Here is a 26,867-nt window from a genome sequence, read left to right on the forward strand (position 1 = left end):
ATCAAACTTCGACTACTTTCTCGCCGCCAAGCTTCCATTCTACTAACGCATCTTCAACTTATTTCATTTTCTGACTAATTTTGTGGGTATTTAACGTCCAAAACCTCAGGTTTACGTTTGAAAGTTTAATACATTGCTCAGTTTGTACACGTTGAGCCGAACAAAATACAATTCTGTTAGTTGTTGTTTATTAAGATCTAAATTCTTGCCTTGTTTAAAACACTAGCGAATAGGTTTCATATCCAGCGAAAAAAATCTCATTAGAGTGAAAATTCTATCTGGAATTTGTTATTTGATAACTTTATAATTCGAGCCAATCGATTACGCAACCGTTTACTTTTTACCTTTTACAGGATTCGATCATGCTCGAAAGGCTCTTTAAACTTAGTGAAAATGGCACCAACGTGCGCACTGAGATCATCGCAGGTGTCACTACCTTCCTAACTATGGCTTACATCATCTTTGTAAACCCAGCTATCCTTGCGGATACTGGTATGGATCGTGGTGCCGTGTTCGTTGCGACGTGTCTTGCTGCAGCTATTGGCTGTTTCATCATGGGCTTGGTAGCAAACTACCCAATCGCTCAGGCGCCTGGCATGGGCTTAAACGCGTTCTTCACTTATTCTGTTGTGTTGGGCATGGGTTACACATGGCAAGTGGCCTTAGCAGCTGTATTTGTCTCTGGCTTGCTGTTCATTGTCTTGAGCGTGTTCAAGATTCGTGAGTGGATCATCAACTCGATTCCTCTTTCTCTACGCACAGGTATCTCTGCTGGTATCGGCCTGTTCCTGGCGTTCATCGCACTGAAAAACGCAGGCATCGTAGTAGACAACCCAGCAACGCTAGTATCAATGGGTAACATTACGTCATTGCAATCGGTACTTGCTGCGATTGGCTTTTTCATGACGATTGCATTGGTTCACCGTGGTGTGAAAGGTGCGGTTATGATTGCTATCTTAGGTGTGACAATTCTTGGCCTTATCTTCGGTGACGTTCAGTGGGGCGGTATCATGTCGACTCCACCAAGCATCGCACCAACCTTCATGCAGCTAGACTTCTCTGGTTTGTTCGAAGTTGGCATGATCTCGGTAGTGTTTGCTTTCCTATTCGTTGACTTGTTCGACACTGCAGGCACGCTAGTTGGTGTTTCGCAAAAAGCAGGCCTAACTGATGAAAACGGCAACATTCCTCGTCTAAACAAAGCGCTACTTGCTGACTCAACAGCAACGTCAGTGGGTGCTCTACTAGGTACATCAAACACGACTTCATACATCGAGAGTGTTTCTGGTGTTGCAGCTGGTGGCCGTACAGGTCTCACGGCTGTCGTTGTTGGTGTATTGTTCCTTCTAGCTCTATTGTTCTCGCCACTAGCGGGTATGATTCCAGCTTACGCAACGTCTGGTGCGCTATTCTACGTAGCAATCCTTATGCTTTCTGGCCTTGTTGGTATTGACTGGCGTGACCTAACAGAAGCAGCGCCAGTGGTAGTAACGTGCTTGGTAATGCCTCTGACTTTCTCTATTGCAGAAGGTATCACGCTAGGTTTCATTGCTTACGCTGCAATTAAGTTGTTCAGTGGTAAAGGCCGTGAAGTGTCGATGAGCGTGTGGGTGATGTCTGCAATCTTCATCGCGAAGTACATTCTGGGCTAATTCCCGTAATCTTAAAAAGCCAGTGTGAGCCAAAGCTCACACTGGCTTTTTGTTTGTGAGTTGTTTGAGAAAGAATTGTTTGAGAACGGATTGCTTGAGCAAGGATCGTTTGAGAACGAACTTCTTAAGAACGAATCGTTTGTGACTCGTTTCTACGTGAATTCATTCACTTCTCTGTTTTGTGTTGTTCACCGAATTCGATTTTTCTGCGTAATAGACGGAGAAATTTGATATCAGCGTTGGTATTAGCCATGGCTTTCGGTAGAATAATCGTTTGCGTAGCTTGAAACCCCCATTTCCTCTGGTGTGGAAAGTTTAGTTTGTTGAGTCCAATTCAGCGCCATCAACTAAGCAGAGGGGATGCATATTTTGAAATTATTAGGTTATTACAATGAGTAAAAAATTCATTATCACTTGGGATGCGATGCAGTCTTACTGCCGTGAACTGGCTGAGAAGCAAATGCCAGCTGAGCAATGGAAAGGTATTTGGGCGGTAAGCCGTGGTGGTCTAGTTCCTGGTGCAATCCTAGCGCGTGAACTGGGTATTCGTCACGTTGATACTATTTGTATCTCTAGCTACGACCACGATCACCAGCGTGATATGACAGTAGTTAAAGCACCAGAAGGTGATGGCGAAGGTTTCCTAATCGTTGAAGACCTAGTAGATAGCGGTGACACAGCACGCAAGCTACGTGAAATGTACCCGAAAGCGAAGCTTATCGCAGTATGTGCTAAGCCTGCAGGTGTTGAGCTACTAGACGATTACGTAGTAGACATCGCTCAAGACACTTGGATCGAGCAACCTTGGGATATGTCTATCCAGTTTGTTGAGCCTGTGAATCGCAAACAAAAATAAGTTTGCACAAGAATATTGAGAAATGCCCCTTTATAGGGGCATTTTTTTTATTATTATTACGCTATTGCAACCAGCTTAGAGTTCTTCCTATGTCAGAAGACATCAGTAAAAACCTTTCCGAAACTTTGTTCGTGAAACACAAGCAAGCGAAAGAAACCTCTGCACTTACTCAATACATGCCGACCAGCCAAAAAATTCTTGATGAGCGAGAAGAACATGGCGAGCGTGCTTGGTATCGTCATTTGAGACGTCTTCAATGGGCGTGGCAAGGGTTATCACCGATTGAAATGGAAGCGGTTCTCGCTAAAATTGCATCATCGAAGCACTCTCGCACCGAAGATAAGTGGCTCGATACCGTTATGGGATACCACAGTGGTAACTGGGCATTTGAGTGGATCAAGCTGGGTATGGAGCACCAACGTCGCTCGAATGAGATGAAAGGTGAAGAGGCGGCAGATGAGCTGTTTACCGCTTCATTATGTTTCAGTATTGCTGGCTATCCGCATTTGAAAAACGATAACTTGGCGACGCAAGCGCAAGTACTCGCGAACAAAGCCTACACCGAAGGTTCTGAGAAAACGCAATATGTGATCAAGCAGATTGAGATTCCATACCAGAAGCGCAAGATCATCGCGAACTTGCATCTGCCACGCACCGACAAACAGTTACCGGTCGTGATGGTGAGTGCGGGCTTGGACAGTTTACAAACGGATATGTGGCGTTTGTTCCGCAATCACCTTGCGCCAAAAGACATTGCGATGTTGACCATTGATATGCCTTCGGTTGGTCATAGCTCGCATTGGCCTTTGACGGAAAACTCCAGTTGCCTTCACCAAGCGGTTTTGAATGAGCTGTTCTCACTGCCTTGGGTTGATCATCATAAGGTAGGTTTGATTGGCTTCCGTTTTGGTGGCAATGCCATGATTCGTCTTTCTTTCGTTGAGCAAGAGAAGATCAAAGCGTGTGTTGCTTTAGGTGCGCCAGTGCATGATGTGTTTACTTCCCCTAAGAAGTTGCAGCAAATGCCGAAGATGTACCTAGATTTACTCGCTTCTCGCTTAGGTAAAAATGCTGTCGACATCAATAGCATGGCAGGCCAAATGATGGCGTGGTCTTTGAAGGTGCAAGGCTTCCTGACCAGCCGTAAAACCAAGGTGCCTATTCTCGCCTTGAGCCTAGAAGGTGACCCAGTTTCTCCTCATAGTGACAACCAACTTGTTGCACTATTTAGCCAGTATGGACAGGCGAAGAAAATCAGTTCCAAGACAATTACAAAAGGGTATGAGCAATCCCTCGATTTAGCCATAAAGTGGTTGGAGGAGGAATTATTAAGGTGACAAAGCTCCTAATTTAGTTAAGAGTGATATATGTGAGCAAAAAATAAGCTCATGATAATTAAAAATAATAATCATTCTTGGATAGCTAAATATCCTTACTATGGAAACGGAGATTCTTATGTCAGAGACGACACAGGGACCGACTCACTTTCGCTTGATGTCAAAGTTGAAGGCAATAGGTCCATACCTGCGCGAACCACAATCACAAGAAGGTCACTACTATTTTGACTGTTTATCAGTCTGTGTAGACGATAAAAAGTCACCTGAAAAACGTGAATTTTGGGGCTGGTGGATGGACTTGGAGTCCATCGAAGGTGGCTTTACGGCAAAATACCATATTGGTAAATACAACAAAGAAGGGGACTGGACTTCAGAACCACTACCCGCCAAGGTGACAGAAGAAGTGTACCTGACGCAGAGTACCTTCCACCAGAAGCTGACAGACACAGTAGCTGAGCATTTCAAACTGGAAGTGGAATATCACACTGAATCGTTTGATTTCGCCTAATTTGGCTGTTTTCCTCCTCGATAAGACAAAAAGGTGCGTTTTCGCACCTTTTCTGCTTGTTAAATCCCCATTTGATTGCTAAAACATCCACTCTTTATTTGTTTTTCATTTCAGAAGACATCATGACAACGAATCAACAGAATGCAGTTGTTTCGCAACCACAGACCGTCGTTGTGAAACTGGGTACAAGTGTGCTGACAGGCGGCACTTTGGCGTTAAACCGTGCTCATATGGTAGAGCTGGCTCGTCAATGTGCTGAGCTAAAAAAACAAGGCCATTCAGTAGTAATGGTTTCGTCTGGTGCGATTGCAGCAGGCCGTGAGCATCTTGGATACCCCGCACTGCCCAACGAGATGGCGAGCAAACAGTTGCTTGCTGCTGTGGGCCAGAGCCGTTTGATTCAAACATGGGAGTCTTTGTTTGGCATTTATGGCATCAAAATTGGTCAGATGCTGCTAACTCGCGCGGATTTGGACGATCGCGAGCGTTTCCTAAATGCGCGTGACACCATCAATGCTCTGGTTGCAAACGACATTATTCCTATCGTGAACGAAAACGATGCGGTAGCAACCAACGAGATCAAAGTTGGTGACAACGATAACTTGTCTGCTTTGGTGGGGATTTTGTGTGGTGCAGACAAATTACTGCTGCTAACAGATCAAAAAGGTTTGTTTACCGCAGACCCTCGTAAAGATCCAAATGCCGAACTGATCAAAGAAGTAAAAACCATCGATGATACTTTGCGTAAGATTGCGGGTGGTAGCGGCACAACGCTGGGTACTGGCGGCATGGCAACCAAGCTTCAGGCGGCAGACATCGCTCGACGTGCAGGCATTGAGGTGATCATCGCAGCAGGTAGTGCACCAAATGTTATCTTTGACTCATTGAGCTCAGAGCCACAAGGCACGCGTTTCCTTCCTTGTGAAGAAGCGCTAGAAAACCGTAAACGCTGGATCTTAGCGGGCCCTGCGGCATCTGGTGACATCATTATTGACGATGGCGCAGTGAATGCGGTTGTTGGCAAAGGTAGCAGCCTGCTTGCAAAAGGCGTTATTAAGGTGAGCGGTGACTTTGCTCGCGGCGAAGTGGCGCGCGTAACAAACTCTCACGGCAAACTGGTTGCTCGTGGTATCAGCGCCTACTCAAGTGAAGACCTCGCGAAAATCGCCGGTAAGCACAGTAAAGATATCATCTCTATTTTGGGTCATGACTACGGCTCAGAAGTGATTCATCGCGATGATCTTGTCGTCATCCAAGAATAGAAATTGAGGGAAGCAACGTGGATTTAACGAATATGGGTAAAGCTGCCAAAGATGCAGCTTTCGAATTGGCGACAGCGTCAACCGCACAAAAGAACCAAGCGCTAGCGATCATTGCTGATGAGCTAGAAGCTAACGCAGCAACTATTTTGGCTGCAAACGCAAAAGACATCGAACTGGGCCGCGAAGCGGGTCTTACCGATGCTCTACTTGACCGACTTCTATTGAACGAAGAGCGTCTAACAGGCATTGCCAATGACGTGCGTAACGTAATCAGTCTAAATGACCCTGTGGGCAGCGAGATTGACAGCAAAGTGCTAGAAAACGGCATGTCTCTGTCTCGTCGTCGCGTACCACTTGGTGTGGTTGGCGTGATTTACGAAGCTCGTCCAAACGTAACCATCGATATTGCTGCACTGTGTCTAAAAACAGGTAACGCAAGCATCCTTCGTGGTGGCAAAGAGACGTTCTTTTCTAACATGGAACTGGTAAAGGTTATTCAATCTGCACTAGCGAAAGCGAACTTGCCAGCGGCTTCTGTTCAATACATTGAAAAGCCAGACCGCGAGTTGGTTTCTCAACTGCTAAAACTAGACGATTACGTCGATATGATCATTCCACGTGGTGGCGCTGGTCTACACAAAATGTGTAAAGAGAACAGCACCATTCCAGTGATCATTGGTGGTTTTGGGATTAGCCACATTTTTGTTGATGAATCAGCGGATCTAGAAAAGTCATTGAACGTTGTTGAGAACTCAAAAGTTCAACGTCCTTCAGCATGTAACTCGTTAGATACTCTGCTTGTTCATGAAAAAGTGGCAGCACAATTCCTAGCAATGATTGTAGAACGCATGAACGACAAAGTGACCTTCGTTGCGGAGCCAAAAGCAAAAGCGCTAATGGCACAAGCAAAGCAAATTCGTGATGCGGGTGAAGGCGATTTTGATACGGAATGGCTAAGTTACACGCTTGGTGTAAAAGTGGTTGCTGATGTGAAAGAAGCGATCAATCACATGCGTGTTCACAACGCGAGTCACTCAGATGCGATCATGACTAACAGCCTAGAAAACTCAGAGTTGTTCATCAACTCAGTGGGTTCTGCCGCAGTCTACGTCAATGCGGCAACACGCTTTACGGATGGTGCTCAGTTTGGTCTTGGTGCAGAAGTAGCGGTATCCACTCAGAAACTGCATGCACGTGGTCCTATGGGCTTGGAAGAGCTAACCAGCTACAAATGGGTTGGTAAAGCAAACTACCTAGCACGCAGTTAACAGAAAACGTCTGATATTGATTGAAAAAGGGGCAGTAGTGCCCCTTTTTGTTTTCTCTAACATAGCAATTCCGCTACACTAGTCTTGCTTTTGGGACGAACCCAATCGCACGCTATTTGGAGGTGATATGCATTGTCCTTTTTGTTCTGAGAACGATACAAAAGTAATTGATTCCCGCTTAGTCGCTGACGGCCATCAGGTTCGTCGTCGTCGCCAGTGTCTTGCATGTAGCGAACGTTTTACTACGTTTGAAACGGCAGAATTGGTGATGCCGAAAGTGATTAAGTCAAACGGCAACCGCGAACCCTTCGACGAAGACAAGATGGTCGGTGGTATACAGCGCGCCCTAGAAAAACGTCCAGTGAGTGCCGATTCTATCGAGCTCGCGATTAGCATGATTAAGTCACAACTACGTGCCACTGGTGAGCGTGAAGTACCTAGCGAGATGATTGGTAATCTAGTTATGGACCAATTAAAAGAGCTGGATAAAGTCGCTTATATCCGTTTCGCATCGGTTTACCGCAGCTTTGAAGACATCCGTGAATTTGGCGAAGAAATTGCACGTCTAGAAGACTGATTGAATCATGGCTCAACACAACACTTCTTCACTATTTACCTCTCAAGATTTCGAAATGATGTCGCGTGCGCTCATGCTGGCGAAGCGCGGCATTTATACGACGGCTCCGAATCCTAATGTAGGCTGTGTTATTGTCCGTGATGGTGAGATAGTTGGCGAAGGTCATCATCACCGTGCAGGCGAGCCTCATGCCGAAGTCCACGCCATGCGTATGGCGGGGGATAAAACCCAAGGTGCGACAGCTTACGTAACGTTGGAGCCTTGTTCTCACTATGGCCGCACGCCACCTTGTGCTGAAGGGCTCATCAAAGCCAAAGTCGCACGCGTTGTCTGTGCGATGGAAGATCCCAACCCGAAAGTCGCAGGGCGCGGTTTTCAAATGCTGCGTGATGCAGGGGTAGAAGTTCAGGTCGGCTTGTTAGAAAGCGAAGCTATTGAACTGAACAAAGGCTTCATCAAATTCATGCAAACGGGCATGCCATACATTCAGTTGAAAATGGCAGCCAGCCTCGATGGGCAAAGTGCACTCAATAATGGTCAGAGTCAATGGATCACCTCCCCAAAGGCTCGCCAAGATGTGCAGCGTTATCGTGCATTGAGCGGTGGGATTCTCTCAACCAGCAAAACTGTGATTGATGACAATGCGTCATTGAATGTTCGCTGGGAGGATTTGCCAAAAAGCGTGCAAACGCAATATCCCCAAGAAGATGTCCGTCAGCCTCCGCGCGTTATTTTCGATCGCCAGTCTCAACTTAGTGATGATCTAAAGCTATTCAATACTGACGGTGAGCGTATCATTGTCAGCCAAGGTGGCGATATGGCCCCTGAACTGGATGAAAATGGCCAAATTGACTTAGCGGCAACACTAAGAAATGTAGCAAGCGAATACCATATCAATCACTTGTGGGTCGAGGCTGGAGCGACGCTCGCGAGTTCGTTAATCAAAGCTAACCTTGTAGATGAACTGATTGTTTATCTTGCACCCAAATTGATGGGCAGCGATGGACGAGGCTTGATTGGTGCTCTTGGGTTAACTGAGATGGCCCAAGTTATCGATTTAACTATTACCGATGTTCGAATGGTGGGTGTGGATATTCGCATTACCGCAACCGTCAAACGCAACCAAAGCTAGAAAGAAGCATTATGTTTACAGGAATTGTAGAGGCAGTTGGCAAGCTGACTGCTATTACGCCAAAAGGCGAAGACATCACCGTAACGGTAGAAGTAGGCAAGTTGGATATGTCTGACGTTAAGTTAGGCGACAGTATCGCGACCAATGGTGTGTGTTTGACAGTCGTTGACTTCGGTAGTCACTACTACAGTGCGGATTTGTCACTGGAAACGCTGAACAAAACCGGTTTTGCTGCTTACCAAGTTGGTGACAAAGTGAACCTCGAAAAAGCCATGCTACCAACCACTCGTTTTGGTGGCCACATTGTGTCCGGTCACGTCGATGGCGTGGGTGTGATTGTTGAGCGTAACCAAGTCGGCCGTGCGATTGAATTTTGGGTTGAGATGCCAGCTGAAATTTGTAAGTACGTGGCAGAAAAAGGCTCTATCACAGTGGATGGCATTAGTCTGACCGTCAACGACCTACGTAAGAATGGTTTTAAACTAACGATTGTTCCTCACACTAGTGAAGAGACGACCATCGATCAGTTCCAAGTTGGTCGTAAAGTGAACCTAGAAGTGGACGTGTTAGCTCGCTACATGGAGCGTTTGTTACAAGGTCAAAAAGAAGAGTCGCAAGAATCACGAATTACCATGGATTTCTTGCAGCAAAATGGTTTTGCTTAAACGAAACCGACCACAATCACAGAACGTTATCAGGTTAATTGACTTAATAAAGGTTGGCTTCAAACTGCTTTGCTGACCAAAGCCAGTAGACGTAACTCAACGAAACGTTAAACGCATTGCTGCTGCAATAATAAATTTTTGAATAACGGGAAACAGAATATGCCTATCAGCACGCCTCAAGAGATTATTGATGACATTCGCGCAGGCAAAATGGTCATCCTAATGGATGATGAAGACCGCGAGAATGAAGGTGATTTGATCATGGCTGCCGAGCACATTACGCCGGAAGCTATCAACTTTATGGCTACGCATGGCCGTGGCTTAATCTGTCTAACCATGACAAAAACTCGTTGTGAGAGTCTTGGCCTTCCGCCAATGGTGCAAGACAACAACGCACAATACACTACCAACTTTACCGTTTCTATTGAAGCCGCTGAAGGTGTAACAACGGGTATTTCTGCAGCTGACCGCGCCCGCACTGTACAAGCTGCAGTCGCGCCAAACGCAAAAGCGGCGGACTTAGTACAACCGGGTCACATCTTCCCTCTAGCAGCACAAGATGGTGGTGTTCTAACTCGTGCAGGCCACACTGAGGCTGGTTGTGATTTGGCTCGTCTGGCAGGTCTTGAGCCTGCATCGGTTATCGTTGAAATCCTAAACGACGATGGCACGATGGCGCGCCGCCCAGATTTAGAAGTGTTCGCTGAAAAGCACGGCTTGAAACTGGGTACCATTGCGGATCTTATCGAATACCGCAACAACACAGAAACGACCATTGAGCGAGTGGCAGAATGCGCACTACCAACGGAGTTCGGCGAGTTTACGCTGGTGACTTACAAAGACACTATCGATAACCAAGTGCATTACGCAATGTGCAAAGGTGACCTAACAGAAGATGCGCCATTGGTTCGTGTCCACCTACAAGATGTCTTTACCGATGTACTTCGTAGTGACCGCAATGCAGAGCGCAGTTGGACACTAGAGAAGGCAATGAAGCGCATTGGCGAAGAGGGTGGTGTATTGGTTGTACTTGGCAATGAAGAATCAACCGATCTACTTGTTCACCGCGTTAAGATGTTTGAAGCGCAAGATAAAGGTGAAGCCCCAACACTTGCGAAGAAACAAGGCACTTCTCGCCGTGTAGGCGTTGGTTCGCAAATTCTTGCTGACCTAGGCGTGCACGATATGCGTCTGCTTTCTTCGACCAACAAAAAGTACCACGCGCTAGGCGGTTTTGGCCTGAACGTAGTTGAGTACGTCTGCGAATAACAACTGACTTACAGGTTCCTAGTCTTGCGAGTACTTATCATCGTTAAGGCTAGGAACTCGTGATTCGTCTCCAATTTCCATTAGATATTGCTCACAAATTTGTGATAGAATCCGGCGATTCTCACTTGATGAACAATTTTCACTTATAAATAGAGTTAAAGGAAAGCTTATGAAAGTGATCGAGGGTGGCTTCCCAGCGCCAAATGCAAAAATTGCTATCGTTATTTCTCGTTTCAACAGTTTTATTAACGAAAGCCTACTATCTGGTGCGATCGATACACTAAAGCGTCACGGACAAGTAAGCGAAGACAACATCACTGTTGTTCGTTGTCCAGGTGCCGTAGAACTACCTCTAGTAGCTCAACGTGTTGCTAAGACTGGTAAGTACGATGCAATCGTATCTCTAGGTACAGTAATCCGTGGCGGTACACCACACTTTGACTATGTTTGTAGTGAGTGTAACAAGGGTCTTGCACAAGTTTCTCTGGAATACAGTCTTCCAGTGGCGTTTGGCGTACTGACTGTTGATACTATCGATCAAGCGATTGAACGCGCAGGAACCAAGGCTGGTAATAAAGGTGCAGAGGCTGCACTAAGCGCACTTGAAATGATTAACGTACTATCTGAAATTGATTCCTAATGGGGGCCAGTGTGAAACCAGCCGCACGTCGTAACGCACGTCAATTCGCGCTACAAGCGATCTACTCATGGCAAATTACTAAAGACAATGTTGCCACGATCGAAGAACAGTTTTTGTCTGGCGACAAATACGATGAAGAAGAACTTCACGCATCTGAGCCTGCACTAGCTGCTCCAGAAACAGACGTAGCTTACTTCCGTGAACTACTAAGCGGTGTTGTACTTAGCCACTCTGAGCTAGATAGCAAAATCCGTCCATACGTGTCACGTCCAATGCAGGACCTAGACATGATGGAACTTGCTCTTCTTCGCCTTGCTATGTACGAGATGACTCGTCGCGAAGATGTTCCTTACAAAGTGGTAATCAACGAAGCGATTGAACTTGCAAAAGTATTCGCGGCAGAAGACAGCCACAAATTTGTGAATGGTGTGCTAGATAAAGCGGCGCCACACGTACGTAAGAAATAACGATTTCTTCATTAAAAAGGTCAGCAGATGCTGACCTTTTTTGTATCAAAAGCTTTTACATCAAACAGTAAGTGAACAATGTCTGGTGAATTTAATCTGATCGACAAGTACTTTGTTGGACGCCAAAACCAGCGCAAAGACGTACACCTAGCGGCAGGTGACGATTGTGCGTTAGTGAAAGCGCCAGACAACGTACAAATTGCCATTAGCACCGATACGCTGGTGGCTGGTACTCATTTTCTTGCCGAGGCCAATCCTGCTTGGGTCGCGCATAAGGCGCTGGCCTCTAACATCAGTGATTTGGCTGCAATGGGTGCAACCCCAGCTTGGGTGAGCTTTGCATTGACTATGCCTGAGCCAGATGAAGCTTGGCTTGCACCTTTCTGTGATGCATTTTTTGAGCTGGCAGACTACTTTGGTATTCAACTCATTGGCGGTGATACCACCAAAGGTCCACTGAGCCTGACACTTACGGTGCAAGGCTTTGTACCAGAGGGCAAAGCTTTGACTCGTTCTGGAGCAAAAGTCGGTGACTGGGTGTATGTGACAGGTAACCTTGGTGATGCCAAAGCTGGTCTGGATGTGATTTTGGATGATTCACTGCGCTCTCGCATTGCAGCGCCAGAGCTTGAAAAAGCACATTATATCAGTACACCTCGCGTATTAGCCGGACAAGCACTCATTGGGTTGGCATCGTCGGCGATTGATATTTCTGATGGTTTGATCTCTGATATCAAGCACATTCTCAAACGTTCTGATGTGGGGGTTAGCCTGGATGTCTCCCAGCTGCCGATATCTTCAGAATTAGTTCAGTTTTTAGATGATAAGGTCAGCGCTCAGCAGTATGCTTTATCAAGTGGTGAAGAGTACGAGCTGTGTTTTACTGTGCCAGAGCAGAACCACGGTTCATTGCAAAGCGCACTGTCGCACACGGGATGTAAAGTCACGTGTATTGGCCAGATTCGACCAAGAGGCACGTTTGAGCTGCACGATAACAATCAACCTCTTGATTGGGATCTCAGCGGCTTTGACCACTTTAAATAATCTGAGCTAGGCGTTAGCCTAAGATTGATACCAAACTTGCAGTATAGGTTTAAGGAAATGACCAACCCTCTCTCTCTGATTTCATTAAAGAACCCGTGGCATCTTTTGGCGACAGGTTTTGGTAGCGGCTTATCACCAGTGGTGCCTGGGACAATGGGGACGCTTGCGGCGGTGCCTTTGTTCCTCCTGTTGGCACAACTGCCTTTTCCATTTTATGTGGTTGTCGTGCTTTTCTCCTGCGTGATTGGCATTAAGATTTGCCAAGTGACATCAGATGACATGGGCGTTCACGACCATGGCTCTATCGTGTGGGATGAGTTTGCGGGCTTTTGGATCACCATGAGCCTTGTGCCAGCATTGAATATTCCAGTGACGGAATGGAAGTGGCTACTAACTGGCTTTATCTTGTTCCGCTTCTTTGACATGGTAAAACCATGGCCAATAGGTTGGTTGGATAAACGTGTTCACGGCGGTTTAGGTATCATGATTGATGATATCGTGGCAGGCATTATGGCGGGGATCGCACTGTTTTTAGTGGCGAAATACGCAGGCTGGATGTAGTACTTATCGCATAGTACCTTAACGCATAGTACTTATGGCATAGTTCTGACAATCGACAAATAAACAAAAGGGATGCCACGGCATCCCTTTTCTGTGTTTACTTCGTTATATTACGTACGCTTACTTAGCCAAGTAATCGTTGATCGACTTCTCGATGCCTTTCGCATCTAAGCCAAGCTCTTCGTGTAGCTCGTCTTGTATGCCTTGAGGAACGAAGCGATCTGGCAAGCCAAGGTTGAGTACAGGCTTGATGATTTTATCTTTCATCATAAACTCAATCACACCCGCGCCAGCACCACCTGCAATCGCGTTTTCTTCAAGCGTAACCAGAACATCGTGCTCTGCGGCTAGTTGACGAATCAAGGCTTCATCAAGTGGCTTAACAAAGCGCATGTCTGCTACCGTTGCGTTTAGGTTTTCAGCTGCTTCTAGCGCGTTACCTAAGAAGGTACCGAAGCTAAGAATTGCCACTTTTTCACCTTTACGAACGATACGACCTTTACCGATCTCAAGTGCAGTGAAGTCTTTTTCGATTTCTGTGCCCATACCGCTACCGCGTGGGTAACGAACCGCGCTTGGACCTGTGTGCTTATGACCCGTGTACAGCATTTGACGACATTCGTTTTCGTCACTTGGAGCCATGATCACCATGTTCGGGATACAACGCATGAAGCTAAGATCAAACGCACCTTGGTGGGTTTGGCCATCGGCGCCAACCAGACCAGCACGGTCGATAGCGAACATCACCGGCAAGTCCATGATCGCCACATCGTGAATCAACTGATCGTAACCACGCTGTAGGAAGGTAGAGTAGATTGCTACAATCGGATGATCGCCCGCAATTGCCATACCTGTCGCGAGAGTCACGGCGTGCTGCTCTGCAATCGCGACGTCAAAGTACTGCTCTGGGTACTCTTTCGAGAAGCGAACCATACCAGAGCCTTCACGCATCGCTGGCGTAATTGCCATCAGCTTAGGATCTTGCGCCGCCATGTCACATAGGAAATCACCAAAGATCTTAGAGAAGGTCGGCTTGCCACCGCTGCTCTTCGGCAAACTGTTATGTGATGGGTCGAACTTTGGTACACCGTGGTAACCAATAGGGTCTTTCTCTGCTGGTTCATAACCTTTGCCTTTCTTGGTCATGATGTGCAGGAATTGAGGGCCTTTCAGCTCACGCATGTTTTTCAGCGTTTTGACCAGCTCATTCACATCGTGTCCATCAATAGGGCCGATGTAGTTGAAGCCTAGCTCTTCGAATAACGTGCCAGGAACAACCATGCCTTTTAGGTGCTCTTCCGTACGACGAACCAGCTCTTTAATTGGTGGAACGCCAGACAACACTTTCTTACCGCCTTCACGGATAGAGGTGTATAGGCTGCCAGAAAGGACTTTAGCAAGGTGGTTGTTCAGTGCGCCTACGTTTTCTGAGATCGACATTTCGTTATCGTTCAGAATCACCAGCATATCTGGGTGAACGTCACCAGCGTGGTTCATCGCTTCGAAAGCCATACCTGCGGTGATTGCACCGTCGCCAATAACGCTGACCACTTTACGACCTTCACCTTCTTTTTGCGCACTGATGGCCATGCCAAGACCTGCACTGATAGAAGTAGATGAGTGACCAACGGATAGGGTGTCGTATTCGCTCTCTTCACGCCATGGGAATGGGTGAAGGCCGTCTTTCTGACGGATAGTTGGCATCTGATCACGACGACCAGTGAGAATCTTGTGTGGGTAAGCCTGGTGGCCTACGTCCCAGATCAACTGATCTACGGGTGTGTTGTATACATAATGCAGAGCTACGGTTAGCTCTACTGTGCCTAAGCCAGACGCTAAGTGTCCGCTAGACTGACTCACTGAATTTAGCAGATACGTGCGTAGTTCATCGCACAATGTTGGCAATGTTTCTTTCGGAAGAAGACGCAACTCCTCCGGTGTATTTGCTAACGCCAGTGTTGGGTACTTTGAAATATCAAGAGTCATATAAATGCGCGCTTATAGTTTAGTTCTTGCGCTCGATGACATATCGGGCGAACTCTTCGAGTAACTGAGTATTGTATGGGATTGCTTCCAATGCTTGAAGAGCTTCTTGTAGCAGAGTGTGAGCTTTCTCCATTGCTCCCTCCAAACCCAGTAGAGATGGATAAGTACTCTTGTTCAGCTCTTGGTCTGAACCTTGAGGCTTACCCAGTGTTTCTGTGTCACTGATGATATCAAGAATATCGTCTTGAACCTGAAACGCCAAACCAATCGCTTTTGAGTAGCGTTCTAAGTGTGGCAAAACTTCTAGGCCTTTTTCGCCTGCGGCTAACGCGCCCAGTTTTACGGCACAGTTAATCAGTGCACCAGTTTTATTGCGATGAATTTCTTCCAAATCTGCGAGGGATACACGACGATTTTCTGCACCTAAATCCAACGCTTGGCCAAGACACATACCGCCCGCACCAGAGGCTTGCGCTAGAGCTTGTATCATTTTTATACGCTGGTTCTCTGCGTTCGGATTCAGTTCGCCTTCGACAAGAATGGTGAAGGCAAGCGTTTGAAGTGCATCACCAGTTAGGATGGCTGTCGCTTCATCAAACTTGATGTGACAAGTTGGTTGACCGCGACGCAAATCATCATCATCCATGGCTGGTAGATCATCATGAATCAGAGAATAGGCATGGATACACTCTATTGCAGAAGCGGGCGTATCAAGATCTTCTGGTTTACAACCCAGCATTTGACCAGTGATGTAAACAAGGAAAGGACGAACACGTTTGCCGCCTAGTAGTAGGCCGTATTTCATCGCTTGAATCAGCGGCTGTTCTTGATGAGGCAGTTGCTCAAGCCACTGATTGAGTTGTTGGTTGTTTCTTTGTTGATAAGACGTCAATGTCTCTTGCATCACATTGCTCACTACTGATAATTATTCTGACTCAGGGTTGAAGTCACTCAGTGGTGCTTCATCATCTTCGCTAAGAAGAATGCTAACGCGCTGTTCGGCGTCGCTCAGTTTAGTTTGACCAGCACGAGCCAGTGCAATGCCACGCTCAAATTTACGTAGGGCATCATCTAGGGCAAGATCGCCATTCTCTAGTTGATCAACCAAGCTATCTAGCTCTTCAATGGTTGCTTCGAAGGTCATGTTTTCTGGTTTCTTGACCGCCATCTTTTATCTGCCTTAATCAAGCCTCTAATAGAATGCACGCAAGTTACCTTAGCCTACTAAGTTGGTCAAATTTAACCTTATATAATTGTCACAAAATTAGCTCTCAACGGGTCTGATGAGACAATCTCGATCATTTAGTTCGAGCCTAAACGATCTTTTTGTGATGTATTGACCAAGATTTTTCTAAAAAAACTGTTCTAGTTGTCGATACAAGTAATAATTCGCCTGACTAGGCAATGTTTAAGTATAGCGAGAGGAGTGCTTTGTGGATTTAGCAACCCTAATAGGTTTGATTGGTGGTTTTGCATTCGTCATTATGGCGATGGTGCTAGGTGGCAGCATTGGCATGTTCGTAGACGTCACCTCAATCCTAATCGTAGTTGGTGGTTCGGCATTTGTTGTGCTGATGAAGTTCACCATGGGGCAGTTCTTCGGCGCGACTAAGATCGCTGGTAAAGCGTTCATGTTTAAAGCGGATGAGCCAGAAGACCTGATCGCTAAGATTGTTGAAATGGCAGACGCGGCACGTAAAGGTGGTTTCCTTGCTCTTGAAGAGATGGAAATCAACAACAGCTTTATGCAGAAAGGCATCGACTTACTAGTCGATGGTCACGATGCAGATGTGGTACGTGCGGCACTACAGAAAGACATTGCACTTACCGATGAACGCCATACGCAAGGTACCGGTGTATTCCGTGCGTTTGGTGACGTAGCTCCTGCGATGGGCATGATCGGTACACTGGTTGGTCTGGTAGCCATGCTTTCAAACATGGATGACCCAAAAGCGATCGGTCCTGCGATGGCGGTAGCGCTTTTGACTACCTTATACGGTGCGGTGCTATCTAACATGGTGTTTTTCCCAATTGCCGACAAGCTTTCGCTGCGCCGCGATCAAGAAACCTTAAACCGTCGTTTGATTATGGATGGCGTTTTGGCGATCCAAGATGGTCAGAACCCACGTGTTATCGACAGTTACCTGAAGAACTACCTCAACGAGGGTAAACGCGCTCTCGAGATCGATGAGTAATCCGGAGGTCATCTGATGGATGAAGATAACAAATGTGATTGTCCACCACCCGGCCTCCCGCTGTGGATGGGGACATTCGCTGACTTGATGTCACTGTTGATGTGTTTCTTCGTACTGCTGCTTTCGTTCTCGGAAATGGATGTACTGAAGTTCAAACAGATTGCGGGTTCGATGAAGTTTGCTTTTGGTGTTCAGAACCAACTTGAAGTGAAGGACATTCCAAAGGGCACCAGCATCATTGCGCAAGAGTTTAGACCGGGCCGACCAGAGCCAACACCGATTGATGTCATCATGCAGCAAACCATGGACATCACTCAGCAGACGTTGGAGTTCCATGAAGGAGAATCTGACCGAGCGGGTGGTACTAAGCGAGACCAAGGTAAGTTAACGGGTGGCCAATCGCCAGAAACGTCAACGCATAACAACCAATCGGCGGAATCAGACATGCAACAACAGCAGTCTGAACAAGCATCGCAAGAGATGGAAACCTTGATGGAAAGCATCAAGAAAGCGTTGGAGCGTGAAATTGAGCAAGGCGCAATTGAGGTCGAAAATCTCGGTCAGCAGATCGTGATTCGAATGCGTGAGAAAGGTGCTTTCCCTGAAGGCTCTGCGTTCTTGCAGCCGAAGTTCAGACCGCTGGTACGCCAGATTGCCGAACTGGTCAAAGACGTACCAGGCATTGTTCGAGTGTCAGGACATACGGACAACCAACCGTTGGATTCTGAGCTGTATCGCTCCAATTGGGACTTGTCGTCGCAAAGAGCGGTGTCGGTTGCTCAAGAAATGGAGAAGGTACGAGGCTTCTCGCATCAACGTTTGCGCGTAAGAGGCATGGCAGATACCGAACCGCTAGCACCAAACGATTCTGATGCGAACCGCGCACTTAACCGCCGTGTTGAAATCAGCATCATGCAAGGTGAGCCACTTTACAGCGAAGAAGTGCCCGTAATTCAATAAGCGGATATTTGTTCTTATACTAAAAGCGAGCGTTAGCTCGCTTTTTTTGTCATTCCATTTCGCTTAGGTGTATAATCTTGCGCCTTTGAAGTGAGCTCAGACTAACTTTTGTGACCAAGACGCGCTTTTGCTGCGTATGAAGCATCGAGGTGGAGTATCACTCATTGTTGATTGCGAAACTAACCTGCGAACTAGACTATGAAATTTATTGTAAAGCCCCATCCAGAAATTTTTGTAAAAAGTGAATCTGTGCGTAAGCGCTTCACAAAGATTTTAGAGTGCAACATTCGTAACATCGTTAAGAGCCGTACGGAATCTGTCGCGGTATTCAACCGTCGTGATCACATTGAAGTGACCTCTGAGAGTGACGAGTTCCACGCTGAAGTTTTAGAAATCCTGACGCACACGCCAGGTATTCACCACGTTCTTGAAGTAAAGCAAACCGAATTCAAAGACTTGCACGACATTTACGAGCAAGTTTTAGAGCTAAGCGGTTCACTGATTGAAGGCAAGACCTTCGTAGTGCGCGCTAAGCGTCGTGGTAAACACGATTTTACTTCTATTGAGCTAGAGCGTTACGTAGGCGGCGGCCTTAACCAAGCGGTAGAAAGCGCTCGCGTTAAGCTAAGCAAGCCAGACGTAACGATCAACGTTGAAGTAACCAACGACAAGCTAAACCAAGTGTTGGCACGTCACAAAGGCCTAGGCGGTTTCCCTCTAGGTACACAAGAAGACGTACTAAGCCTAATCTCAGGTGGCTTCGACTCTGGTGTTTCAAGCTACCTACACATCAAACGTGGCTCTAAAGTACATTACTGTTTCTTTAACCTAGGTGGTCCAGCGCACGAAATCGGCGTTAAGCAGGTTTCTCACTACCTCTGGAACAAATACGGTTCTTCAGCAAAAGTACGTTTCATCTCAGTTGATTTCGAACCAGTAGTGGCTGAAATCCTAGAGAAAGTTGATGACGGCCAAATGGGTGTGATCCTGAAGCGTATGTTCATGCGTGCAGCAGGCATGATTGCTCAGAAGATGAAGATCGAAGCATTGGTGACAGGTGAAGCGCTAGGTCAAGTATCAAGCCAGACGCTAACCAACCTACGCCATATCGACAACGTGACAGACACGCTGATTCTTCGCCCGCTAATCAACTGGGACAAAGAAGACATCATCAACCTAGCGCGTGAAATCGGCACTGAAGACTTCGCGAAGACAATGCCAGAATACTGTGGTGTTATCTCTAAGAAGCCAACTGTGAAAGCGGTGAAAGGCAAGCTAGAAGCAGAAGAGCAGAAATTCGACTTCAGCATCCTTGAGCAAGTGGTTCAAGACGCTCGCATGATGGACATCCGTGATATCGCGAAAGAGTCTGAGCAAGCGGCTCCAGAAGTTGAGCAAGTACAAGCTGTAGAAGAGCACGCAATCGTACTGGATATTCGTAGCCCTGAAGAGGAAGACGATAACCCACTAGAAATCGATGGCGTTGAAGTAAAACACATCCCGTTCTACAAGCTGGGTACTCAGTTTGGCGATCTAGATCAAGCGAAGACATACCTACTGTACTGTGACCGTGGCGTGATGAGCCGTCTGCAAGCGCTTTACTTGCAAGAACAAGGCTTCAACAACGTGAAGGTTTACCGCCCTTAATCGCGCGTCCTTAATCGCGTAGCAAAGCAGAGAATCACAAAGCGCAGACTGAGAAATCAGTTTGCGCTTTTTTTTGTTTTAACTCGTGCAAAATTTTGTTTTATAAAGTGATAATATTGAACTCAATCTCACACTTCGTAATTAGTATTGATATAACGATAATTAATCCGAAATTCGGTTGAAAAGGTGATGTTGATACCAATTCCTGGAGAAGAGGGACGGTGGGATTTTTTAGATAAAAAAACACCGCCTAATAAGGCGGTGCAAGAAATTTGACAGACAGGTCAAAATAAATACAGGAAGTATCTGTTTTGTCACAGGGAGTGTGGACAAAACATATGGTAGAAATCTACCTAACTCGAAATACGAGTTTGCAAACACAACATCGCAACAACGAAGCCAATTGATTCACAAATGGAATCAAGCCGTTCAGGCTCGTGTTGCGGGGTGAAATATAGAATTTATCTGGCTGTTCGGCAACGGACATTTTATAATGTTTCAGATAAAAAAAACTAATCCTACTTGAGGTCCCATAATGTCTCGCAGATTGCCTCCGTTGAATTCACTTCGCGTTTTTGAAGCGGCTGCTCGCCATCTTAGTTTTACCCGTGCCGCTGAAGAGTTGTTTGTTACTCAAGCGGCTGTAAGTCATCAGATTAAAGCTCTTGAAGAGTTCCTATCGTTGAAACTTTTCCGTCGTCGCAATCGTTCATTGTTGCTGACAGAAGAGGGGCAAAGTTACTTTCTGGACATCAAAGATATCTTCACTTCGATAGCCGAAGCGACCGATAAGGTATTGGAACGTAGCGAAAAAGGGGCGCTGACCATCAGTTTGCCACCAAGTTTTGCTATCCAGTGGTTGGTGCCGCGTTTGGCCGATTTTAATGCCCAAGAACCAGACATTGACGTGCGTATCAAAGCGGTTGATATGGATGAAGGTTCACTGACTGATGATGTTGATGTGGCTATCTATTATGGTCGAGGTAACTGGCCTGGTTTGCGTGCCGATAAACTCTACCAAGAGTTTTTGATCCCACTTTGTTCACCTTCGTTACTTTTGGGTAACAAACCATTAGAATCTCTAAGTGACCTCAAATTACACACCTTGTTACATGATACTTCTCGTAAAGATTGGAAGCAGTTTGCTCGCCAGCAGAATATCGAAGGCATCAATGTGAACCATGGTCCTATTTTCAGCCACTCGACCATGGTGCTTCAAGCTGCTGCGCACGGACAAGGTGTTGCTCTAGGTAACAACGTGCTAGCCAAACCTGAAATGGAAGCGGGACGCTTAATCGCGCCATTTGATGAGGTATTGGTGTCGAAGAATGCCTTCTATGTGGTGTGTCACGAACAGCAAGCGGACATGGGCCGTATCGCGACGTTTAGGGACTGGATGCTGGCTACTGCGAGAAAAGAACAAGAGGAAGTATTGGATGAGCCATTGGATAGCTGAGGGACCTGAAAATGGGCCGCTGTTTATTTTTGCTCACGGCGCAGGGGCAGGCATGGAGCACGATTTCATGACTGCTGTTGCCAAAGGATTAGTTGAGCAGGGTATACGCGTGGTGCGTTTTAATTTCCCTTATATGGTTAAGCGAGCGGAAGACGGTAAGAAGCGTCCGCCAGATCGTGCGCCAAAGCTTCTTGAAGCCTATGAAGAAGTGATCGATCACTTTACTACTCGACCTATCGTGATTGGTGGCAAGTCGATGGGTGGACGTATGTCGAGCTTACTTGCTGACAATGAGCTGGTGGCGGGTATTGCTTGTTTAGGTTTTCCTTTTCACCCACCCGGTAAGCCAGAGAAATACAAAGGTGAGCATTTAGCTAGCATCGACAAGCCAACCTTAATTCTACAAGGTGAGCGCGATACATTCGGTAAGCGCGAAGAGTTCGAAGGCTTTGCATTATCAGAGCAGGTCACAGTGAGCTTTCTGCCAGATGGTGACCACAGCTTTAAGCCACGTAAGAGCTCTGGTTACACAGAAGCAGGCAACATTGCCTCGACGGTAGAGCAGTTAGCGGCATTTATTAAAGAGGTGTACCGTGAAAAGTAAGTGGTTACTCTCGTTTATAGGTCTTTCTGGCTTAACCTCGGTGGCGTTAGGTGCATTTGCTGCACATGGTTTGAAAGCAAAGTTATCGCCTTATTTACTTGGCGTATTTGAAACCGGCGTTTTGTACCAGTTCATCCATACTTTGGCTATCGCATTTTGTGCGATTTTGCTGCTGCTCAATTTGGGACAAAAAGCACAAAAGTATTTTTTCATCGCGGCGATTTGCTTTATCATCGGCATCTTTTGTTTTAGCGGCAGTCTTTACGCGCTGGCGCTGACGGGCATTAAGTGGTTTGGACCAATTACTCCAATGGGAGGATTGTTGTTCATGATCGGCTGGTGTCTGTTCTTTTTTGCTGCGTTTAATATCAAAGAGGTCTCCAAGTGAAACAACTAATGCTCTATTGCCGTTCTGGCTTTGAGAAAGAGTGTGCTGGTGAAATTCAGGACAAAGCAACACAGCTGGAAGTGTATGGCTTCCCTCGTGTGAAGAAAAACTCAGGTTATGTTGTCTTCGAATGTTACCAAGATGGAGACGCAGATAAGCTAGCAAAAGGCATCGACTTTAGCGCACTGATTTTTGCACGTCAGATGTTTGCTGTGGCTGCTGAGTTTGAAGCGCTACCAAGCGATGACCGTATCAGCCCTATTTTGGCTGAACTGTCTGAAATTGAAGCATTCCCGCGTTGTGGTGATCTGCGTATTGAAACCCCAGACACTAACGAAGCGAAAGAACTACTGAAGTTCTGCCGAAAGTTCACAGTACCAATGCGTCAAGCGATGCGTGGTAAAGGTCTGATGTGGAACAAAGACAACGCGAAGAAGCCAGTACTGCATATTTGTTTTGTGGCGCCAGGTCATTGTTACGTGGGTTACTCTTACCCAGGCAACAACTCGCAGTTCTTTATGGGCATTCCTCGCCTTAAGTTCCCTGCAGACGCGCCAAGCCGTTCTACGCTGAAATTGGAAGAAGCATTCCATGTCTTTATTCCTCGTGAGGAGTGGGATGAGCGTTTGGCTCCTGGCATGTGGGGTGTTGACCTAGGTGCTTGTCCGGGCGGTTGGACTTACCAATTAGTAAAACGTTCGATGTTTGTTCACTGTGTGGATAACGGCATGATGGCGGATAGCCTAATGGAAACGGGTCAAATTAAACACCACATGGTGGATGGCTTTAAATTCGAACCAGACCGTAAAAACGTGACTTGGATTGTGTGTGACATGGTTGAGAAGCCAGCACGCGTTGCACACCTTATGGGTCAGTGGCTGCTAAAAGGTTGGGCGAAAGAGGCGATTTTCAACCTTAAGCTACCAATGAAAGGTCGCTACGACGAAGTGCTGCAAGATCTTGAAAACCTAAAAACGTTCCTGATTGAGAACAAAGTGAAATTCAAGCTGCAAGCGAAGCACTTATACCATGACCGTGAAGAGATCACGATTCACATTCAGTGCTTGTCTAACATCTCCCCACACTAATCTACGCGTTACTATGCGATAGAGCGGAATCAAAAAAGCGCCTACAGTAGGGCGCTTTTTTATTGCGGTTTAAGAACCGTGACCGTCACTTAGTTGCTTGTAGGCCACATCTCTTCCCATCTTAATGATTCCATATTGTCCTCAATGCTATCTGGCGTTTGAGCAAAAAAGTCTAATCCAGTTTGACGTTCAACTTCGTCAATGGTGGTAATAAAGTTGGCTAACTCAGAGCTTGAAACATCACGGTGTGGGACAATGAACGCAATGGCTTCATCAAAGCTTGGATCAAGAATGACTTTGTAAAACGCGCTTGGGATCACCACGCCATTACCGATTGTTCCCTCGTTGCCTTGATAAATCGGCCCAGTTACCACATAAAGCTCGTTGTATTCATTGGCGAGATCACGAACATGCTCTTCTAAAACTCGCCAACCAACTCGGTTAAACCCCGGAAGTTGAGGTGACATGTTACTCATCAAAAAGCTTTGCTTCATTGACTCTTGGCTGAAATCCATTGTCGCTGATGGCGCAAGGTGTCCTCTGTCGTACCCTGAGCCTTTGTAGTCCGCTAGGGTAGAGCGTGCGTAATCCGGCATTTCGGAGTCTTCTTTGAAGGCGTTGCTGCGTTTGTTGGTGATGTTCACGCTTTCCGCGGTGATGTGGTAAGCAACCCAGTCTGCGTTTTTGGTGTCATAGTTGTACCCAACCGCATAGCCATCTCGGCAAAGGAACTGATCGCTGTTGGTTGAAGGCATGCCTTTATCAAGGTGTTGACCGCAAGTTTCAGCAAGAGCAGGGAGGGATAGGAGTGTTACTAAAGATACTAAGATTATGTTTTTCATTATTTTTCTCCGTTATAGGGAGATCTGAAAATAATGAAGTTACTTACTAAGACTGTGAATTAGCTTATAAACTAATCAGTACCTTGTAGGTTAATAATGGGGTAAATATCATTGCTGTGAATGTAAAGGGTTACACAACAAATTTTATAAACGTGTTGTCTAACCCAAAACTGACGGCATAAAGAGATGTGCTTACTCGGCTTTATTTGGTCCGGTAAAGCGAATATCTTGCAGGTTAAAGCCGAGATCGATATCGCATTTCAGCGCTGCTACTCGCTTGCATAGACGCGCAGACTCAATGTGTTCATCCAACTTCTTACGATACTTCGGTACCAGCTCTTCACTTGCGTATGCCGTTTCAATGTCCTCAAACTGAGTGAGAATTTCCTTTGCTGCTTTTGGACCTACACCGGGAACGCCCGGAACTTGGCTTGAACTGATGCCCGTTAAGCCCCAGTAGTCAGCAAGCTGAGAGGGCTTTACGCCAAACTCTTTTTCGATAAACGGCTCATCTAGCCAGCGGTGTTGGAAGTAATCACGAATTTGCAAAGTCGGGGACAGCAACTGGCAGTATCCTTTATCGGTCGAAACTATCGTGACCTTCTCTCCGTGACTGGCGACTTTGGTGGCCAGAGTTGCAACCAAGTCATCCGCCTCATCGCCTTCAGACAGCAGCGAATCAATACCTTGTTCCCACCACGCTTGTTGAATCGCGTCTAAGCCTTTCATCAAAGGCTCTGGCATGGGCTTTCGGTTTTGTTTGTAGTCCGGGAGGATTTCTGCGCGCCAGCCGCGATCTTGCTCGTGGTGATCGAATACCGCGATGATGTGCGTCGGTTGCGCTTCAGACAGGATGCGAGTCAGTGTTCTGCCTGTGGTGGTAATGGTTCTTGCTATGTCAGTAGGATCGGGTTGCGCTGAGTGCACGCGGCGGATCAGGTTTAGGGCATCAATGATAACAAGATGAATAGACATAATGACTTAGCAATAAAAAAGGGGCGTAATGCCCCTAGTGTAACCAAAGCTGAGTTATCTATCGACCACCATTTTCCTGATGGGCAATGCGGTAACATGGTTCGTAAGCCGTCCCGCCAGGAAGTTTCATGCGGTGTTGAGCTACAAAGTCTTTCAATAGCTTGTCGAGTTTCTTCATCAAGATTGGCTCACCATTTATGGTGAACGGACCTTTACGTTCGATTTCTCGAATCCCTTCCGCTTTGACGTTACCTGCTACGATACCTGAGAAGGCTTGACGCAAACTTGCTGCCAGAACTTGTGGTTGCTGGTTGATGTTCAAGTTTAAGCTTGCCATTGCATCGTGAGTAGGCTCAAACGGTAGTTGGAACTCAGGCTCGATCTTCAGTGACCAGTTAAAGCTGTACGCATCGCCTTTTTCTTTACGATGCTGGCGAACGTCTTCCATTGAGCGTTTCATGATGCGAGCCACTTCTGCGGGATCATCAATCACGATTTGGTAATGCTTCTGACCTTCTTCACCCAGCGTGTCCGCAATGAAAGCATCGATAGAGCGGAAGTAAGCTTCACTCTCTTTCGGGCCAGTTAGTACGATTGGCATTGGTTGGTCAGCATTTTCTGGGTGCATCATGATACCCAAGATGTACAGCAGTTCCTCGGCTGTACCCGGACCACCAGGGAAGATAACGATGCCGTGCGCCATACGAACAAAGGCTTCAAGACGCTTCTCAATGTCTGGCATGATCACCAGTTCATTCACGATTGGGTTTGGTGGCTCAGCCGCAATGATTGAAGGCTCTGTCAAACCAAGGTAACGCTGCTCGGTGTAACGCTGTTTGGCGTGACCAATCGCTGCGCCTTTCATTGGACCTTCCATTGCACCCGGACCACAGCCCGTACAGATGTTCAGCTCACGCAGGCCAAGTTCGTTACCTACTTCGCGAGTGTATTGGTACTCGGTTGGGTTGATGGAGTGGCCACCCCAACACACCACAAGATTTGGCTCAATGCCCGGCGTTAAAGCACCGGCATTACGTAAAATACCAAATACAAGGTTGGTTATGTGAGTGGCGTTAGTGAGGTTAAGGCGTTGGTTGTCCGCCAAGTGCATGTTTACGTATACGATGTCACGTAGAACAGAGAATAAGTGCTCTTGGATACCTTTAATGATTTCGCCATCAACGAACGCGTGCTCTGGCGGGTTAGCAAGCTCAAGCTTGATACCACGCTCACGACGCACCACATTCACATCGAATGAAAGGTATTTGTCTAACAGCTCTTTTGAGTTGTCGGTATGGCTACCAGAGTTGAGGACCGCAAGCGTACAGTTACGGTAGAGCTGGTAAAGCTCACTTGATGCGGTTTTCTTAAGACGTTCAACTTCCAGTTGTGATAGCAAATCCATGCTACCTGCGGGGCTTATATGGGTAATCATAAGGCCTCCTTGCTAATGCATTTTTATAGGGTAGAAACCAACTCACCTACTTA

Annotated in this window: 27 protein-coding genes; 21 read left to right on the forward strand and 6 right to left on the reverse strand. The window is 46.7% G+C overall.

The features are described 5' to 3' along the window. The first annotated feature begins 362 nt into the window (after positions 1-362). The 14 genes from KIO97_RS22715 (at position 363) to pgpA (ending at position 13,238) form a co-directional block, all read left to right on the forward strand. On the forward strand, positions 363-1,652 hold the full coding sequence (locus KIO97_RS22715) for an NCS2 family permease (RefSeq protein WP_005424863.1): 1,290 nt from the start codon (positions 363-365) through the stop codon (positions 1,650-1,652). Positions 1,653-2,043: 391 nt separating this feature from the next. Beyond that, positions 2,044-2,508, forward strand: a complete 465-nt coding sequence (gene tet(34) / locus KIO97_RS22720; protein ID WP_005424848.1) for an oxytetracycline resistance phosphoribosyltransferase domain-containing protein Tet(34) — start codon at positions 2,044-2,046, stop codon at positions 2,506-2,508. A gap of 89 nt (positions 2,509-2,597) precedes the next feature. Beyond that, entirely contained in the window at positions 2,598-3,845 is a 1,248-nt protein-coding gene (gene frsA, locus KIO97_RS22725; RefSeq protein ID WP_282249620.1) for an esterase FrsA, read from the forward strand. 118 nt (positions 3,846-3,963) lie between these two features. After that, positions 3,964-4,353 carry a sigma factor-binding protein Crl gene (gene crl / locus KIO97_RS22730; RefSeq protein ID WP_005424873.1) on the forward strand — a complete coding sequence of 130 codons (390 nt, stop codon included), beginning with the start codon at positions 3,964-3,966 and terminating at the stop codon, positions 4,351-4,353. A 122-nt stretch (positions 4,354-4,475) separates the two neighbouring features. Further along, positions 4,476-5,615 carry a glutamate 5-kinase gene (proB, locus tag KIO97_RS22735; RefSeq protein ID WP_005424865.1) on the forward strand — a complete coding sequence of 380 codons (1,140 nt, stop codon included), beginning with the start codon at positions 4,476-4,478 and terminating at the stop codon, positions 5,613-5,615. A 17-nt stretch (positions 5,616-5,632) separates the two neighbouring features. Next, positions 5,633-6,883: a glutamate-5-semialdehyde dehydrogenase gene (locus tag KIO97_RS22740; RefSeq protein WP_038891651.1), complete on the forward strand. Its 1,251-nt coding sequence runs from the start codon at positions 5,633-5,635 to the stop codon at positions 6,881-6,883. A gap of 127 nt (positions 6,884-7,010) precedes the next feature. Continuing rightward, positions 7,011-7,460 carry a transcriptional regulator NrdR gene (gene nrdR / locus KIO97_RS22745; RefSeq protein ID WP_005424846.1) on the forward strand — a complete coding sequence of 150 codons (450 nt, stop codon included), beginning with the start codon at positions 7,011-7,013 and terminating at the stop codon, positions 7,458-7,460. Positions 7,461-7,467: 7 nt separating this feature from the next. After that, entirely contained in the window at positions 7,468-8,592 is a 1,125-nt protein-coding gene (gene ribD / locus KIO97_RS22750; protein WP_285384009.1) for a bifunctional diaminohydroxyphosphoribosylaminopyrimidine deaminase/5-amino-6-(5-phosphoribosylamino)uracil reductase RibD, read from the forward strand. An 11-nt stretch (positions 8,593-8,603) separates the two neighbouring features. Next, positions 8,604-9,257 carry a riboflavin synthase gene (locus KIO97_RS22755; protein WP_005424876.1) on the forward strand — a complete coding sequence of 218 codons (654 nt, stop codon included), beginning with the start codon at positions 8,604-8,606 and terminating at the stop codon, positions 9,255-9,257. 159 nt (positions 9,258-9,416) lie between these two features. Beyond that, positions 9,417-10,526 (forward strand): bifunctional 3,4-dihydroxy-2-butanone-4-phosphate synthase/GTP cyclohydrolase II, encoded by a 1,110-nt coding sequence (gene ribBA, locus KIO97_RS22760; protein WP_038891655.1) that lies wholly within the window; start codon positions 9,417-9,419, stop codon positions 10,524-10,526. Positions 10,527-10,695: 169 nt separating this feature from the next. Next, complete coding sequence (gene ribE, locus KIO97_RS22765; protein WP_005440184.1) at positions 10,696-11,166, forward strand: 6,7-dimethyl-8-ribityllumazine synthase; 471 nt, start codon at positions 10,696-10,698, stop codon at positions 11,164-11,166. Then, positions 11,166-11,633: a transcription antitermination factor NusB gene (gene nusB, locus KIO97_RS22770; protein WP_005440182.1), complete on the forward strand. Its 468-nt coding sequence runs from the start codon at positions 11,166-11,168 to the stop codon at positions 11,631-11,633. The genes ribE and nusB overlap by 1 nt, the downstream gene beginning before the upstream one ends. 78 nt (positions 11,634-11,711) lie before the next feature. Next, positions 11,712-12,677: a thiamine-phosphate kinase gene (gene thiL / locus KIO97_RS22775; RefSeq protein WP_045397272.1), complete on the forward strand. Its 966-nt coding sequence runs from the start codon at positions 11,712-11,714 to the stop codon at positions 12,675-12,677. 57 nt (positions 12,678-12,734) lie between these two features. Beyond that, positions 12,735-13,238 (forward strand): phosphatidylglycerophosphatase A, encoded by a 504-nt coding sequence (gene pgpA / locus KIO97_RS22780; RefSeq protein WP_285384010.1) that lies wholly within the window; start codon positions 12,735-12,737, stop codon positions 13,236-13,238. A 120-nt stretch (positions 13,239-13,358) separates the two neighbouring features. Here the strand turns inward: pgpA and dxs are convergent, their stop codons facing one another. From dxs to xseB, 3 genes are read right to left on the reverse strand one after another with little or no spacing between them, the layout of a single operon-like run. After that, entirely contained in the window at positions 13,359-15,224 is a 1,866-nt protein-coding gene (gene dxs / locus KIO97_RS22785; protein ID WP_285384011.1) for a 1-deoxy-D-xylulose-5-phosphate synthase, read from the reverse strand. A gap of 19 nt (positions 15,225-15,243) precedes the next feature. After that, positions 15,244-16,128: a (2E,6E)-farnesyl diphosphate synthase gene (ispA, locus tag KIO97_RS22790; RefSeq protein WP_285384012.1), complete on the reverse strand. Its 885-nt coding sequence runs from the start codon at positions 16,126-16,128 to the stop codon at positions 15,244-15,246. A gap of 21 nt (positions 16,129-16,149) precedes the next feature. Continuing rightward, positions 16,150-16,392 (reverse strand): exodeoxyribonuclease VII small subunit, encoded by a 243-nt coding sequence (gene xseB / locus KIO97_RS22795; protein WP_005427560.1) that lies wholly within the window; start codon positions 16,390-16,392, stop codon positions 16,150-16,152. A gap of 265 nt (positions 16,393-16,657) precedes the next feature. On the opposite strand from xseB, the gene pomA reads away from it, so the two are divergent. The 7 genes from pomA to rlmM all read left to right on the forward strand — a co-directional run bounded on the left by pomA (position 16,658) and on the right by rlmM (position 23,562). Next, complete coding sequence (gene pomA, locus KIO97_RS22800) at positions 16,658-17,419, forward strand: flagellar motor protein PomA (RefSeq protein WP_005427558.1); 762 nt, start codon at positions 16,658-16,660, stop codon at positions 17,417-17,419. A gap of 15 nt (positions 17,420-17,434) precedes the next feature. Then, a complete protein-coding gene (locus KIO97_RS22805) occupies positions 17,435-18,379 on the forward strand; it encodes a flagellar motor protein MotB (RefSeq protein WP_285384013.1) in 945 nt (314 codons plus the stop codon). Positions 18,380-18,577: 198 nt separating this feature from the next. Next, positions 18,578-20,026, forward strand: a complete 1,449-nt coding sequence (gene thiI / locus KIO97_RS22810) for a tRNA uracil 4-sulfurtransferase ThiI (protein WP_045397280.1) — start codon at positions 18,578-18,580, stop codon at positions 20,024-20,026. Positions 20,027-20,561: 535 nt separating this feature from the next. Beyond that, positions 20,562-21,482, forward strand: coding sequence for a transcriptional regulator GcvA (locus KIO97_RS22815; RefSeq protein ID WP_005447583.1), 921 nt, complete (start codon positions 20,562-20,564; stop codon positions 21,480-21,482). Next, the gene (locus tag KIO97_RS22820) at positions 21,463-22,086 is read left to right on the forward strand and encodes an alpha/beta fold hydrolase (protein ID WP_285384014.1); all 624 of its coding nucleotides are present in this window, start codon (positions 21,463-21,465) and stop codon (positions 22,084-22,086) included. Before KIO97_RS22815 ends, KIO97_RS22820 begins: the two co-directional genes overlap by 20 nt. Beyond that, positions 22,076-22,474: a DUF423 domain-containing protein gene (locus tag KIO97_RS22825; RefSeq protein ID WP_285384015.1), complete on the forward strand. Its 399-nt coding sequence runs from the start codon at positions 22,076-22,078 to the stop codon at positions 22,472-22,474. Before KIO97_RS22820 ends, KIO97_RS22825 begins: the two co-directional genes overlap by 11 nt. Then, on the forward strand, positions 22,471-23,562 hold the full coding sequence (gene rlmM / locus KIO97_RS22830) for a 23S rRNA (cytidine(2498)-2'-O)-methyltransferase RlmM (RefSeq protein ID WP_010648228.1): 1,092 nt from the start codon (positions 22,471-22,473) through the stop codon (positions 23,560-23,562). Before KIO97_RS22825 ends, rlmM begins: the two co-directional genes overlap by 4 nt. A gap of 89 nt (positions 23,563-23,651) precedes the next feature. Here rlmM and KIO97_RS22835 read toward each other — a convergent pair whose 3' ends face one another. The 3 genes from KIO97_RS22835 to ppnN form a co-directional block, all read right to left on the reverse strand. Further along, complete coding sequence (locus KIO97_RS22835; RefSeq protein WP_005530666.1) at positions 23,652-24,404, reverse strand: DNA/RNA non-specific endonuclease; 753 nt, start codon at positions 24,402-24,404, stop codon at positions 23,652-23,654. Positions 24,405-24,596: 192 nt separating this feature from the next. Next, positions 24,597-25,379 carry a flap endonuclease Xni gene (gene xni, locus KIO97_RS22840; RefSeq protein ID WP_285384016.1) on the reverse strand — a complete coding sequence of 261 codons (783 nt, stop codon included), beginning with the start codon at positions 25,377-25,379 and terminating at the stop codon, positions 24,597-24,599. Between the two features lie 58 nt (positions 25,380-25,437). Continuing rightward, positions 25,438-26,814: a nucleotide 5'-monophosphate nucleosidase PpnN gene (gene ppnN / locus KIO97_RS22845; RefSeq protein WP_258471833.1), complete on the reverse strand. Its 1,377-nt coding sequence runs from the start codon at positions 26,812-26,814 to the stop codon at positions 25,438-25,440. Positions 26,815-26,867: the final 53 nt, after the last annotated feature.

Origin of the sequence: Vibrio sp. B181a, from assembly GCF_030248375.1 — a bacterium.
Classification (GTDB): domain Bacteria; phylum Pseudomonadota; class Gammaproteobacteria; order Enterobacterales; family Vibrionaceae; genus Vibrio; species Vibrio campbellii.